This window comes from Bradyrhizobium sp. (assembly GCF_049798375.1).
Lineage (GTDB): Bacteria > Pseudomonadota > Alphaproteobacteria > Rhizobiales > Xanthobacteraceae > Bradyrhizobium.
In genome coordinates this window covers 1-13,315 of sequence record NZ_JBARGP010000467.1, presented here as the reverse complement: position 1 = coordinate 13,315, position 13,315 = coordinate 1, and the positions used below count along the sequence as shown (strand labels likewise).

The window sequence follows — 13,315 nt, the reverse complement described above, 5'->3', positions numbered from 1 at the left end:
CGGCCGGCATGCCGTCCCAGAACTTCTTGTTCACGACCACCACGTAGCCGATATAGCCGTGGTTGGTGACGGTGGCGTATTTCTGCACCTCGTGCATCTTCTGGGTATAGATGTTGGACCAGGTGTTCTCCTGGCCGTCCACGACGCCGGTTTGCAGCGCCTGGTACACGTCCGAGAACGCCATCACCTGCGGGATGGCGCCGAGCGTGCGGAACTGCGCCTCCAGCACCTTCGAGGACTGAATGCGGAATTTCAGTCCCTTGTAGTCGGCCGGCGCGACGAGCTTCTTGTTGGCGCTCATCTGCTTGAAGCCGTTGTCCCAATAAGCGAGCCCGCTCATGCCCTTCTTGTCGAGCAGCTTGAGCAGCCTGCCGCCGAGCTCGCCGTCGGTCACCTTCCGCAGCGTCTTCAGGTCGGGCAGGATGTAAGGCAGGTCGAACACCTCGAACTCCTTGATCCCGATCGGACCGAACTTGGAGTTCGACGGCGCCAGCATCTGCACGGCGCCGAGCTGCAGCGCTTCCAGCTCTTCCTTGTCCTTGTAGAGCGTCGAGTTCGGGTAGATCTCGACCTTGACCTTGCCGTCGCTGTACTTCTCGGCCAGCTCCTTGAATTTGTCGGCCGCCTTGCCCTTCGGCGTGTCGGATGCCACCACGTGGCTGAACTTGATGACGATCGGATTGTCGGCCGCCTTCGCCGGTCGGACCGCTGCGCCCGCGGCCAGCGACGCCGCCCCGACCATCAGGTTGCGCCTGGTCAGCCCACGCGCGGGCTTGAGCAATTCTGTCTTATCCAATTTGACCTCCCGACGTTCCGGAGGTCGTTCGATCGGCCCCCGACTTGTATGCCAGGGGCATCAATAACGAGGAGTCGCAGCGAATGGAATTGACCGTTAGCAGCAGGAGAGGAAATCTCGTGCTGCGGTGCGAAATTCCTTGCTGTCATTCCGGGACATCGCGAAGCGATGGGCCCGGAATCTCGCTGTTATTTTGCGCTTACCATCTCGAGATTCCGGACTCAGCCGCTGTCGCGACTGCGCGGAATGACGAGCAAGATTTCAACTCGCCACGGCGGTATTTGCGGTCGCGGGAACGTCGCGCTGGCGCTTCATGACGATCTTGTTCAGCGCGCCGAGATAGGCCTTGGCCGACGCGACCAACGTATCCGGATCCGCCGCACGCGCCGTCATTGAGCGGCCATCGTGGGACAACCGCACTGATACTTCCGCCTGCGCGTCGGTACCTTCGGTGACAGCGTGCACCTGGTACAATTCGAGCTTTGCCTCATGCGGCACCAGCGCCTTGATGCAGTTGAACACCGCATCCACCGGCCCGTTGCCTTCGGCCTCCTCGATCTTCACCTGGCCGTCGATGTCCAGCTTCATGGTGGCGCGCTGTGGGCCGTGCGTGCCGGCGATCACCGTCAGCGAGGTCAGCTTGATGCGGTCATAGGCGGCGGCAATCCGCTCGTCGAGCAGCGCCTCGATATCCTCGTCGTAGATGTCCTTCTTACGGTCGGCCAAGGCCTTCATCCGCGTGAACGCATCTTCCAGCTGGTTCTGGCCGAGCTTGTAGCCCATCTCCTCCAGCTTGTGGACGAAGGCATGGCGGCCGGAATGCTTGCCCAGCACCAGCGACGACTGCTTCAAGCCGACCATCTCGGGCCGCATGATCTCGTAGGTCGAGGCATCCTTCAGCACGCCGTCCTGATGGATGCCGCTCTCATGCGCGAACGCATTGCGGCCGACGATCGCCTTGTTGTACTGCACCGGGAACGAGGTCGCGGCCGAGACCAGCTTCGAGGCCGAGGTCAGCCGCGTGGTATCGATCCTGTTCCACCACGGGAACTTGTCGTTGCGGACATTGATCGCCATCACGATCTCTTCCAGCGCGGCGTTGCCGGCGCGCTCGCCGATGCCGTTGATGGTGCACTCGACCTGGCGTGCGCCGCCCGCGATGCCGGCCAGCGAGTTGGCGACCGCCATGCCGAGATCGTTATGACAATGGACCGAGAACACCGCCTTGTCGGAGTTCGGCACGCGCTCGATCAAGGTGCGCATGAAGTTGGTGTATTCGTCCGGCACGGTGTAGCCGACCGTATCGGGGATGTTCACCGTGGTGGCGCCGGCCTTGATGACGGCCTCGACGATGCGGCACAGGAAGTCCATCTCCGAGCGGGTGCCGTCCTCGGCCGACCATTCGACATCGTCGATCTGGTTGCGGGCCCGCGCGACCATGGCGACCGAGGTCTCGAGCACCTGCTCCGGGGTCTTGTTCAACTTCACCCGCATGTGCAGCGGCGAGGTTGCGATCACGGTGTGGACGCGGCCGCGCTTGGCGAATTTCACCGCTTCGGCGCAGCGGTCGATATCGGCCGGATGGGCGCGCGACAGGCCGGCGATGACCGAATTCTTGGCGCGGCGGGCGATCTCGCTGACCGCCTGGAAGTCGCCTTCCGATGTGATCGGGAAGCCGGCCTCGATGACGTCGACGCCCATGTCGTCCAGCATCTCGGCGACCTCGAGCTTCTCCTCGAAGGTCATGGTGGCGCCGGGGCATTGCTCGCCGTCGCGCAGGGTGGTGTCGAAAATGATGACGCGGTCCTTCTCGGACTTCGGTGCGTTGGCCATCTCTGAAATTCCTCTTGGGTGGTACGCCCTCATGTCCGGGCGCTGAAGGGTCTGTTCGATCTCACGCAAACCCCTGAGTGCCCAGGCGCTATCCGCCCAGCCGGCCCTCAGGGGCAGCTAAGAAGCAGACCAAGAAGGCCGAGCGCGGGGGTGGGCAGCGGCGCAGCAGCGATCGTCCGGGCGGCGGCCGCTCCGGCGAAAGCTTTGATCATTGCGCTGCGAATCAGCATTGCCAAACCCTTTGGAGAATGCGCGAATCCTGCGGCAAAACCGTTGACGGCTGGTTGACGTCCCGGTTGCCGGCGCATGCCCGACGCTGTTTTAGCCGAGAAGCTGCCCGTTTCGCAACGCCGAATAAGGGGCAGAATAGGTGACCTATTGAGGTGCCTGAATGCCAAGCCCCGCTGTCGTCACCCCGCGTAGGCGGGTGACCCAGTATTCCAGAGGCGGTCATGATTGATCGGGAGGTCACGGCGCGGGCGAAGACGACTGAAAACGAGGTTGCATCGTCCCCCAGCTTTGCGTTTGCAGACACGCCCTCGCCTTCCCGCGGCACGCCGTGCCGAGTGATGCCAGACAGCGGGGCCTCTCGATATTTTCGAAAAAAAGAAAGACAAAAATTCACGTTGTGAGGCGCACAGCCCGGCCCGCGCTGAAAGCGCTGGCGAACTTCGTTGTTCAGCGCAGGTGCTTTCGGGTCGTTTTCCGGCCCGTATACACCCTTCAAGCTTTGGCCATTAACCCACACGAGGCCGGCGCTTAGTTCGAATCACCGCTCAAGCAGCCGGAGCTTGGCCGGTCGCGCGGTTGATGGCGTAGAACAAGGAATTTTGCGAGAACGGTTTCTCAACGAGCAGTCGGCCTTGCAACTCGGCTGGCATGGTTCTGTGACTGTATCCACTGACGAAAACGATCGGGACGCCTCGCCCATCGAGGACATGGACGACCGGGGTTATCAGAGAGCCGGCGATGCTGACGTCCAGCAGGGCGAGATCGAACGACCGCGTCTCTGCCAATGACATGGCGGTTTCGATGTTCGTAGCTTCCGAAATGACCAGGTGACCGAGATCATGCACCATCTCAGCCAGCATCATCAGGATCAGACCTTCGTCCTCGACCAGCAACGTCGCGGCTTTGTACATGAGGCACCGAGCTAGTCCGAGTTATCGCCTGTCTGCACATCGGGTGGCTTGATGGAGACCGGCAGCGGAACTTCGCCAATCTGGTCCTTGAGATCGGCGGCAGCCTCAACCAACCGACCTGCGACTGCTGGATTCGACGTTGCCTTCGCCATTTTCAGCAGCGCTGCCGCCGCTTGGCGGGCATGAAAACTGTTTTGAGACATGGTTCCGGATAGCCCCGTTGGTCGCATCGCAGCGGAGACTCGCAAAACTCTCTCCCAGGGTTTCCGTTCCGCAACAAATGTATAAAAGTGTACATACGGGCGCGGGCGCCCATGGCCGGGACGCTAGGACCATACGATTTCGCCCTCCGCGCTGCCGTCCCTCCAATGGCATCGATCGCGTCCCGCCTCCACGTGCGTGACGGCGCGTCCACCCCGCTCAATTGCGGCGGGATGCGCGGCGATCGCTACGCCACGAGGCAGAGCCCGATCTGCATTGGAAACGCTGGCCCACCCTGAGATGACAGGATTCGGCGCTGGCGATAGCCTTGTATTACGAGCCTATCGCGCTCCAGCGGGAGCGTTGAGCATCCTGAGATTTGTCGACGAGTTTTCCATGCAACGCGAAGGAACAGGACATTGACAAGCTCGGACGCCGAAGTGCGCATCGTGAACCCGCCGCTGCTCGAACATCCGCCCGGCTACTCGCACGTCGTCGAGGTTCGCGGCGGCCGGCTGATCTTCATTGCCGGTCAGGCGGGTGTGGATGCTGCCGGCGGCTTGGTCGGCGCTGACGACCTCGAGGCGCAGGCCGATCAAGCGTTCCGAAATCTGTCGGCCGCATTGGAGAGTGTCGGCTGCAACGCTTCCAACCTGGTCAAGCTCACCGTCTTCGTACGCGATATGAACAAGCTCGCCGACTACCGCCGCGCTCGTGACCGGTTCTTCAGCACGGTATCCCCGCCGGCCGCACCAGCCATCACTCTGGTCGAAGTGTCTCGCCTGTATTCTGCGGGCTTGCTGATCGAAATAGAAGCCGTGGCGGCTGCGTGATTCCGTGCAACGGCCACAGTTCCTGCCGGGTAAGCGGACATCAATCGATGACCTTTGGCCATCCCAATGAGACGAAACAACCTGTCGTGACGGATGGAGCTGTATGATGACATGCTGCGTCCCTAAGGGCGCTATCGCGCGCAGAGGTCAGCCTTGCGGCTGCTCCACGTCCGGTGCCTGGGGGCTGGCGTCAGGCGCCTCGTCTATCTTGGCCGTCAGGTCAGCCGCTTTGTCGAGAAGGCGAGCGGCCACGTCCGCATTGGTTGTTGCCTTTGCAAACTTGAGCAGAGTGGAGGCTTGGTCCGCCAGATACTTTTTCCCCACCATGTCGTTCGGTCCCCACAACTGGATACTGTTCCGGGTCACTACTCAGGAGACGGGTATCCGTTCCGGCCGCTATGTACAAAAGTGCACACAGTGTGAATCGGGACACTTCCGAGTTCCGATGCCCGCGAGTTTAAAGGATTGATCTTGCTTGACGCCCCCGCTCCTGAGTGCCGGCATCCAATCTGGACGCATCGGACGAAACTGGCTATCTCCAGCGCGTTGCGAACTGGCGGACGTCTGTCCCGGGTCATAAGCGAGGTTTCGACCCTCCGATTGCCTGCTTTCGTTCAAGCTCGGCGAACGGACGTGCTGTCAGCAAGGTCCGTTGCGATCCACAATCACAAGCCGCGCACATGGTCTAGGCTTCGCAATGCGCGAATCCCGGAACCGCCCATCACAGGATGATCAACTTGTGTTGATCGAGCGGAACGCTAGACTGGGCAAAACCGGGAGAAGGTAATGAAACCAATTCAAGCGTTGCGGTTGCTCGCCTGTGGCGCGCTGCTGGTCGTGGCTGCACCTTTGGCGTGGGCCGAGGGGACTTTTGAAATTCCAGCGGGGGCGCATTTCAACAAGAGCAAGCTGGCAAAGCTTGACGACTTCTTCCGCAACGAAGTCGCGACGGGGAAGATTCCCGGCGCGATCCTGCTGATCCAGCAGCACGGCAAGCCGGTCTATCATGAAGCCTTCGGCGTGCAGGACGTGGTGTCGAAGGCGCCGATCACCGACCACACCATTTTTCGCCTGGCCTCGATGACCAAGGCCATCACCAGCGTAGTCGCGGTGAAGATGCTCGACGAGGGCAAGTTCTCGCTCGACGACCCCGTTTCGAAATACATTCCTTCCTTTGCGAATGTGAAGGTCGGGGTCGAGGAGAAAGCCGAGGACGGCACCAAGACGCTCGCGCTGGTACCGCCGAAGCGGCCGATCACCATGCTCGACCTGATGCGCCAGACCTCCGGCATCACCTATGGTTTCTACGGCGACAGCATGGTCCGGAAAGCGTATCGGGCCGCCAACATCTATGCCGGTGATTTCGACCTCGCCGAGTTCGCCGAGCGGATCGCAAAGTTGCCGCTGCACAACCAACCCGGCGCGCTCTGGCAATACGGCCATTCCACCGACATCCTGGCGCGGATCATGGAAATCACATCCGGGAAGTCCCTGATCGAGGTCGAGCGAGAAGAAGTGCTCGATCCGCTCGGCATGAACGACACCCGCTTCTTCGTCACCGACCCGGAGAAGCAGAAGCTGCTGGCGCAGCCGATGCCGAACGACAGCGATTTCAAGGTGGGGCGCGAGAACAATCCCGCGGTCAAGAAGAAGATGATGTACGCCAGCGGCGGCATGGTCTCGACCATGGCGGACTATTCGCGCTTTGCGCAGATGCTGCTCAACGGCGGCACCTACGACGGCAAGACCATTCTCAGTCCGAACGCGTTCAAGCAATTGACGACGGATCGGGTCGGGCCAGGCTCCGGCGTCGAGCGAGACTATTTCTACTTCCCGGGCGACGGCTTCGGCTTTGGCCTCGGCCTCGGCATTCGCACCGATGCCGGCGACGCCAAGCCGCCGGCGCCGGGCGATCTCGGCGAACTGAAATGGGACGGCGCCACCGGCTGCTATTTCGTGATCGACCGCAAGCAGGACATGTTCTTCGTGCTGCTGGAGCAGACCCCCTCGGAGCGCCAGCGCATCCAGAAGACGGTGAAGCAGTTGATCTATGAGGCCATGGAGAATTGACGCCAGAGAAGTGATACCGCCTGACTGCGGCGCGCCCTCTCAGGCGCCACGCGCAAGGTGCTCGTACGGCTGACGCTGCCTTGTGTTCAACGGGAGCTTTGCTTTCAACGGGAGCTTGCGTGGTGGAGATCACCTATCCACCGGACGGGGTCGCACCACCGCACCGGCATCCCTACCGAGGAGCCGTGGCAGTCAATGCGCGCGCGGCGCGACCGTGGCCGGCACCGGCGCTATTGGCCGATGCCGAAGCCGCCGGGCTCCACATCGCCCCACGCCACCGGCGGCGCATATGGACTGGTGTCGACGCGATCGTCCTCGGGACGATAATGATAGCGCGGGACGATGTTATAGTCGGGGACCCACCACGGATCGGGTTTCACGATCGGCACCCGCAGCGGAGCCCTGTGCACAACGCGCCGAACCTCCATTCGCGTTTCCGCGTGGACTGCGGTCCACAGCGTCATTGCAGTCCCAAGCGCCACAGCGACGATCATTGTTCTCATGATGCGGGATCTTTCCTGGTCGGAGGCCAAGCCTAGTCAGAGCCAGAGTCAACGAGCACGGTTCCCGATGGTTCCGGCAGGTCCGTCGAGCGATCGACTGGTTGCGCCCACCGTCCCGGGGTGCCAGCGCGCGAAGGTCATCGACGACAGGTCTCCAGTGCGATCCAGCGCCTGAGCGGCCGCGTTGGAGCATCCCTCGAGGGATCGCCGATCGGTGGGCGCCATCGTGTCTCTTCTGGCGCTGTCGGCTCTGTGGCCGATGCCGCGGGTGAACATCGTTCCGGGCATGGTTATCGTGTCCGTCGCGATCGCCTATCTGCAAACGGGCGGCCCGCTTCTGGCTGTGGCCAGAGTTGCCGCGCTGCTGGGCTTCGGGTGGACCGTTTGGACGTCGGCCGGAGCCATGATGCGGTGGATCGGGATCGGTTAGCCAGAGATCACCCCGCTCTGCGCGCGAGCAGCAAGCTGGCTCCCAAGCCGCACATGACCGCGCCGGACAGCTGTCTCGATCTCGCAATGAGCGAGGGACGCTTGACGAGCCCTGCCCTCGCTTTGGCGGCCCAGATGGTCACGATCAGATCGACGCTGGTGTTCAAGGCGACCGAGATCAGCCCGAGCACGACGAACTGCGCGGCGACATGCGCTGTAGGATCGACGAACTGCGGAATGAAGGCGAGAAAGAAGGCAGCGGTCTTCGGATTGAGGGCTTCCACTAGAATGCCCTCGCGCAGGGCGCGGCGCGGCCCCGTCGTCTGGATCCCGGACGGCTGCATGATGCGCGCGGCGCGCCAGGTCTTGAGGCCCAGCCAGATGAGATATACGGCTCCCATGATTTTCAGCAAAGTGAAAGCCTCCGCGCTTGCCATCGCCAGCGCGGACAGGCCGATGGCGCCGGCGAAGACATGGACAAGTCCGCCCAAGCCCAGGCCGACGCTCGACGCCAGCCCTTCCGACCGTCCGCCACCGAGCGTCCGCGCCACGATGTAGAAGATGCCCGGCCCCGGCGTGATCGCCACAGCGAGCGCCGCGGCCAGGAAAAGCAGGAAGGCTTGGAGACTGATCATAGCTTCAACGACGAGCGGTATTGTCCATCTACATCCGTATCAGCACGACGCCGCCGACGAGCAGCGCAGCGCCTGCAACACGGACGGTGCTGATGGGGTGAACGGGAACGCCAAGCAGGCCGAAGTGGTCGAAAGCCATCGAACCGATCATTTGTCCGGCGATCAAGAGCGCGAAGAACGTGGCTGCGCCGAGCTGGGGCAGCAGAAAAATGCCCAAGGCGATGAAGATGGCGCCGAACAGACCACCGCTCCACGACCACCAGGGGATGCGAGCGGCCGTGGCAAGCGAGGGAATCGGATCCTGCAATGAGATCGCGAGTGCCGCCATGCAGATGATGCCGATGAAATAGCTCATGAAGCCCGACCAGGCCGCGGAGCCGAGCGCCGTTCGCAGGTTTGCGTTCAGCGCCTGCTGCACGACGATACTGATTCCGGCCGAGACCGCCAGGAGCATCGGAAATGCGAATTTCAGCATCTTGCGTCCTTGAGAATAGAACCTGCCACTCGCGCCGTTCTGACGTCAGGTCGTCACACCGGAACGGGAATCAGCGCAGCGACCTCGCGATCCCCGGGATCCTCACTCGCGGCAAGGCCGGCGGCGACGCGGATGCGATCGGCTTCGGGGCGGTTCTGGCTCATCTTCCGCTTGCCCTCGAACCGGGTGACGGGAATGCGCACGCCCACGATCCCGCGCAACTGCGCGGCAATGAAATCGGCAGGCGCGTCGCTGACGGCCCAAGGCTCAGCGCGCGGGTGCTCATGGATGTTGGTCAGGCGCGTCACGGCAGCAAGCAGGCGTTGCGGCTCCTGGAAGAATTCGACGGGGCCATAAGCGTGGACGGCGATGTAGTTCCAGGTCGGCACCACTTTGCCGGTTTCCTGCTTGGCGGCGTACCAGGACGGCGTCACATAGGCGTCCGGCCCCATGAAGACCGCCAAGGCCTCGCCGATCGGCACCGCCTGCCATTGCGGATTGGCCCTGGCGACGTGCCCGTAGAGCACGCCGCGCTCGCCTTCGGTGTCATCGAGGAACAGCGGCAACGGCGTTGCCAGCGGCCCATCTGCAGTCGCGGTGATCAAATTGGCCAGACGGGCGGCGCGGATGGTCGCCTTGACGCTGTCAGCGTCGTTGTCCGCGAATGCGGGGGGCGTATACATGGCGGCTCTCCGTTCTGGCCTGCTGGATAGACTTGATCTGGTATGACGGGAACGGCCAGTTTTTGATGATTTCGCCAGTCCAGTTTATTACGGCCGCGGCTTGCCGGGCACGAGGTGCTGGACCGCCTGCGCCAGCAGCTGGCAGCCGCGCTCGATCTGGCGCTGCTCCAGCGCAGCATAGCCCATTACGAGGCCGACCACATCAGGCCGATGGCCCGAGCGCGCTTTGTCGAACAGCGGCGAGACCGGATAAATCCCGAGGCGCTTGTCACGCGCAGACTCGATCAATGCGGCTTCGAGGAGTTGCGGGAGGTCGCGAAACCAGACCACCACATGCAGGCCGGCCGCCGCACCATCGATCCGGATGCGATCGCCAAACCGGCGTTGCAAGGCATCGAGCAGGGCTTGGCGCCGCTCGCCATTGTGTCGTCGCACACGATTGACATGGCTGTCATACGCGCCGCTCTCCAGCATCAGGGCGAGCGCATCCTGCTCGACCAGCGGCGCATGCCGATCGGTGATCTGCTTGGCCGCGGCAAAGGCCGACCGCAGCTCTGATGGCACCACCAGATAGCCGATCCGCAACGTTGGCGAGAGCGTCTTGGAGACGGTGCCGAGATAGACCACCGCCCCGCCGCTCTGCAAGGCGTGCAGCGGCGGCACCGGCTTGGTGTCGTAGCGGTACTCGCTGTCGTAATCGTCCTCGATCAGATAAGCGTTGCACTGCTTGGCCCATGCCAGCAATTGGTGGCGGCGTCCGATCGGCATCACGCCGCCAAGCGGAAACTGATGGGACGGTGTCACATAGGCGAGCTTTGCTGCGATCGTCGCGAGCCGCTCCGTGTCGAGGCCGTCCTTGTCGACCGGAATCGGCACCGCCGCAGCGCCGGTCGCGGCGAATATCCGCCTTGCCATCCCATAACCGGGATCTTCCATGACGAAGCGATCGCCGGCGTCGAGCAACAGGCGCGCGCACAAATCGAGTCCCTGCTGCGAACCGTTCACGACAATGATCTGATCGACATCGCAACGCAGGGTTCGCGAACGCCAGAGATAATTCTGCAGCGCCGTCCGGAGCTGCAGCGATCCGCAGGGGTCGTCATAGGCCAACCGGCCGGGACGCTGCGTGATCGCGGCGACGACAGCCTTCTTCCAGGCTGCAATCGGAAAGTCCGACGGCGCGAGGTCGCCATAGCGGAAGTCTGCAAGCAGATCGCGGGGCCGTTCCCAATGCATGTCGAATCGCGTCAGCCGCTCGCCATAATCGGACAGCCGGGCCTTGCGCGGCGCGCGACGGACCGTCTTGCGCGCAGGTCCCTCTGCGATGGCGTTCCGCGCCACGCGCGGCCTGGCGCCATGGCGGATCTCGATGAAGCCTTCGGCGGCAAGCTGCTCATAGGCGACCGTGACGGTCGAGCGGGCAACGCCGAGCTCGCCCGCGAGCGCGCGAGACGATGGTAACTGACCCTCCGCGCGATAGGTGCGCTCCAGGATCTGGTCCCTGAGCGCTTCATAGATCTGCCGCGCACCCATGCGCTCCGTGGCATTGCCTCGGGCCGTCCTCGGCTGGACCATCGAAAGCTCTCGAAATGGAAACTCCGTCGCAGCCAGTGTGACGCTATCGACGCCACAAAGCCAAGCGCTTCGTCGTGCTGCGCCTGCGCTCGCGCACTGGTTCGGATGGCCCGCGTGAATATCCTTGACATCACGACGTTGATTTGGATCAACATCCCTCGAACGCGACAATCAGTAATCGAGCCGTGACTGCATCAGAAAGAAACGGGGCAGCGCCGCATCGTATTGGAGCGCCTGGCAACGATGCGCTTCGCAGAAAGCGCAGCATCGAAGATCGTCTTGCTGACAGAAGGATCGATCAAATTGGGCCTGGATCCGATCAAACTGCCGCTCTGGCTTCGGATCATCGTTGTCGTGGCACTGCTGCTGCTGGCCGGCGGCGCCAGCGCATTGATCTATCGCTGGTACGTCAGGCCGGTCACATTGTCGGTCGCGGTCGGATCGCTGGATGGCGACGCACCAAAGATCGTGTCCGCGCTGGCGAGCAGGCTTGCTCTCAATAACGCGCCGGTGCGGCTCAAGATCGTGGAGACCGCGGGTCCGATCGATTCCGCCGCCATGTTCTTATCAGGCAAGACCGACCTTGCGGTAGTCCGCGGTGATGTCGGCGATCTGTCGCAGGCGCAAGCCATCGTTGTGGTGGCTCACGCCGCGACCCTGCTTGTCGCACCGCCGGGATCTACAATCACCGACATCGCCGGGCTGAAGCGCACGACGGTCGGCGTGGTGGCAGGCGAGACCAATCAAAAGATGGTCAGCGTGCTGACGAAGGCCTACGATCTCGAACGAGCCAACGTCACCTTCAAAAGCCTCGCTCCCGCTCAGGTTCGTCGCGCCTTCGAGACCAAGGAGGTACGTGCTCTCCTGCTCGTCGTGCCACTGAGCGAGAAATATCTGTCGCTAGTACGCGGGCTATTCCCTCAGAATGCCAAGAGCGCTCCGGTGCTGATCCCGATCGAAAATGCGGGAGCGATTGCTGAGGGCGAGCGCGCCTATGAAAGCTTCGACATTCCCAAAGGCACCTTGCGCGGCTCTCCGCCCGTTCCCGAAGATGACGTGACCACGCTGCAAGTCTCGTTCTACCTGGTCGGCCGCAAGCAGCTCGACAACGACACGATCGCAAAGTTCACGGAAGCCATCACGACCGCGCGCAGGGATCTCGTGAGCGAATTGCCGATTCTCGGGCAATTCAAGGCGCCCGATACCGACCCAGGCGCCTTTCTTCCGGTTCATGCAGGCGCGGCGGAGTTCTACAACGGCAGCCAGCAAAATGTGCTGGACAAGTGGAGCAATGCCATCTTCCTGGCACCGATGGCGCTCGGCGCGCTCGCCACCGTTCTGGCAACAGCCTGGAAATTCCTGCGATCCGGTGAGCTGAAGCCAAGAGAGTCTGCGCTCGACGCGCTTTATGAGCTGGGTCGAAGGATCAGACGCGCCGACAATGACAAGGAATTGTCTGACATCGAACAGCGGATCGACGAGGTCCTGCGCGCGCAACGCGCGAGGGCAGATCAGGATGAGAACGCCCTCGACGCTGCCACCTTGAACGTCGCGGCCCACCGTCTGGAAAACCTGATCCACGATCGCCGCGCGGCGCTGGGCATGGCGACGCCATCGGTGTCGAAAACTGGCGCATGAAAGCCGCCGGCCTCACCGAGGCCGAGCCGCACTACGAACTCGATGTCGTCCCGCCCAACGCGTCCGGCGTGCCATTCCGCCTGTCCGGTCCGCTCGGACTGGATGGCGCGTTTCGCAAGGGCACACCAACTGCGTTCGGCGTGCCGGCGGCAAAGGGAAATTGGCGCGATGCGACAACGTTCGTGTTCGACTTCCAGCAGGTCGGGCTCGACGAGCAACGCAACGCCATTTTGAGCTTCGAGGGTGACGGCGTGACTCTGCGTGGCAAGGCGAGAGGCGGGCATGAGATCACCGTTTTCAGCGAGAGCTGGAGCGACTGGTTCAAACATCCGCTGCACGAAATGGCTGCGTTGTTGAAGCAAGTGTTGGTCTCGATCCGTTGAGCGGTTCCATCATCGACATAGCTCCATGCGCCGGGACGACTGTTCCCCGCCGTGAACTCGCTTGCAGACGGTGGACTTAGTTAGAACTCTGCAAATAGAACTTCGGTGAGGTTTTTGCG

At 62.5% G+C, this 13,315-nt stretch carries 15 protein-coding genes; 5 read left to right on the top strand and 10 right to left on the bottom strand.

Annotation, left to right across the window (positions count from 1 at the left end; all coding sequences use genetic code 11):
• The 4 genes from WA702_RS19355 to WA702_RS19340 all read right to left on the bottom strand — a co-directional run.
• The coding region (locus tag WA702_RS19355; protein ID WP_425112148.1) for a DctP family TRAP transporter solute-binding subunit at nt 1-742 on the bottom strand (742 nt) is incomplete at its 3' end.
• 315 nt (nt 743-1,057) lie between these two features.
• A complete protein-coding gene (locus WA702_RS19350; RefSeq protein WP_425112146.1) occupies nt 1,058-2,629 on the bottom strand; it encodes a 2-isopropylmalate synthase in 1,572 nt (523 codons plus the stop codon).
• A 776-nt stretch (nt 2,630-3,405) separates the two neighbouring features.
• The gene (locus WA702_RS19345) at nt 3,406-3,771 is read right to left on the bottom strand and encodes a response regulator (protein ID WP_425112145.1); all 366 of its coding nucleotides are present in this window, start codon (nt 3,769-3,771) and stop codon (nt 3,406-3,408) included.
• Nucleotides 3,772-3,782: 11 nt separating this feature from the next.
• Nucleotides 3,783-3,974 (bottom strand): hypothetical protein, encoded by a 192-nt coding sequence (locus WA702_RS19340; protein WP_425112144.1) that lies wholly within the window; start codon nt 3,972-3,974, stop codon nt 3,783-3,785.
• 417 nt (nt 3,975-4,391) lie between these two features.
• Between WA702_RS19340 and WA702_RS19335 the strand changes: the two genes are divergently transcribed.
• Nucleotides 4,392-4,805 carry a RidA family protein gene (locus tag WA702_RS19335; protein WP_425112143.1) on the top strand — a complete coding sequence of 138 codons (414 nt, stop codon included), beginning with the start codon at nt 4,392-4,394 and terminating at the stop codon, nt 4,803-4,805.
• A gap of 147 nt (nt 4,806-4,952) precedes the next feature.
• Here WA702_RS19335 and WA702_RS19330 read toward each other — a convergent pair whose 3' ends face one another.
• Nucleotides 4,953-5,132, bottom strand: coding sequence for a hypothetical protein (locus WA702_RS19330; RefSeq protein ID WP_425112142.1), 180 nt, complete (start codon nt 5,130-5,132; stop codon nt 4,953-4,955).
• A 459-nt stretch (nt 5,133-5,591) separates the two neighbouring features.
• On the opposite strand from WA702_RS19330, the gene WA702_RS19325 reads away from it, so the two are divergent.
• Entirely contained in the window at nt 5,592-6,875 is a 1,284-nt protein-coding gene (locus tag WA702_RS19325) for a serine hydrolase domain-containing protein (protein ID WP_425112141.1), read from the top strand.
• Between the two features lie 230 nt (nt 6,876-7,105).
• Here the strand turns inward: WA702_RS19325 and WA702_RS19320 are convergent, their stop codons facing one another.
• On the bottom strand, nt 7,106-7,378 hold the full coding sequence (locus WA702_RS19320) for a hypothetical protein (RefSeq protein WP_425112140.1): 273 nt from the start codon (nt 7,376-7,378) through the stop codon (nt 7,106-7,108).
• 214 nt (nt 7,379-7,592) lie between these two features.
• Between WA702_RS19320 and WA702_RS19315 the strand changes: the two genes are divergently transcribed.
• Nucleotides 7,593-7,808 (top strand): hypothetical protein, encoded by a 216-nt coding sequence (locus tag WA702_RS19315; protein ID WP_425112139.1) that lies wholly within the window; start codon nt 7,593-7,595, stop codon nt 7,806-7,808.
• A gap of 7 nt (nt 7,809-7,815) precedes the next feature.
• Here the strand turns inward: WA702_RS19315 and WA702_RS19310 are convergent, their stop codons facing one another.
• From WA702_RS19310 to WA702_RS19295, 4 genes are all read right to left on the bottom strand, one after another.
• On the bottom strand, nt 7,816-8,442 hold the full coding sequence (locus WA702_RS19310) for a LysE family translocator (RefSeq protein ID WP_425112138.1): 627 nt from the start codon (nt 8,440-8,442) through the stop codon (nt 7,816-7,818).
• A 28-nt stretch (nt 8,443-8,470) separates the two neighbouring features.
• Nucleotides 8,471-8,917 carry a DMT family transporter gene (locus tag WA702_RS19305; RefSeq protein WP_425112137.1) on the bottom strand — a complete coding sequence of 149 codons (447 nt, stop codon included), beginning with the start codon at nt 8,915-8,917 and terminating at the stop codon, nt 8,471-8,473.
• A 53-nt stretch (nt 8,918-8,970) separates the two neighbouring features.
• Nucleotides 8,971-9,600, bottom strand: coding sequence for an FMN-binding negative transcriptional regulator (locus tag WA702_RS19300; RefSeq protein WP_425112136.1), 630 nt, complete (start codon nt 9,598-9,600; stop codon nt 8,971-8,973).
• 87 nt (nt 9,601-9,687) lie between these two features.
• A complete protein-coding gene (locus tag WA702_RS19295; protein ID WP_425112135.1) occupies nt 9,688-11,175 on the bottom strand; it encodes a PLP-dependent aminotransferase family protein in 1,488 nt (495 codons plus the stop codon).
• Between the two features lie 309 nt (nt 11,176-11,484).
• Between WA702_RS19295 and WA702_RS19290 the strand changes: the two genes are divergently transcribed.
• Both WA702_RS19290 and WA702_RS19285 read left to right on the top strand, forming a co-directional pair.
• Nucleotides 11,485-12,813 (top strand): TAXI family TRAP transporter solute-binding subunit, encoded by a 1,329-nt coding sequence (locus WA702_RS19290; protein ID WP_425112147.1) that lies wholly within the window; start codon nt 11,485-11,487, stop codon nt 12,811-12,813.
• Nucleotides 12,810-13,196 carry a hypothetical protein gene (locus tag WA702_RS19285; RefSeq protein ID WP_425112134.1) on the top strand — a complete coding sequence of 129 codons (387 nt, stop codon included), beginning with the start codon at nt 12,810-12,812 and terminating at the stop codon, nt 13,194-13,196. Before WA702_RS19290 ends, WA702_RS19285 begins: the two co-directional genes overlap by 4 nt.
• Nucleotides 13,197-13,315: the final 119 nt, after the last annotated feature.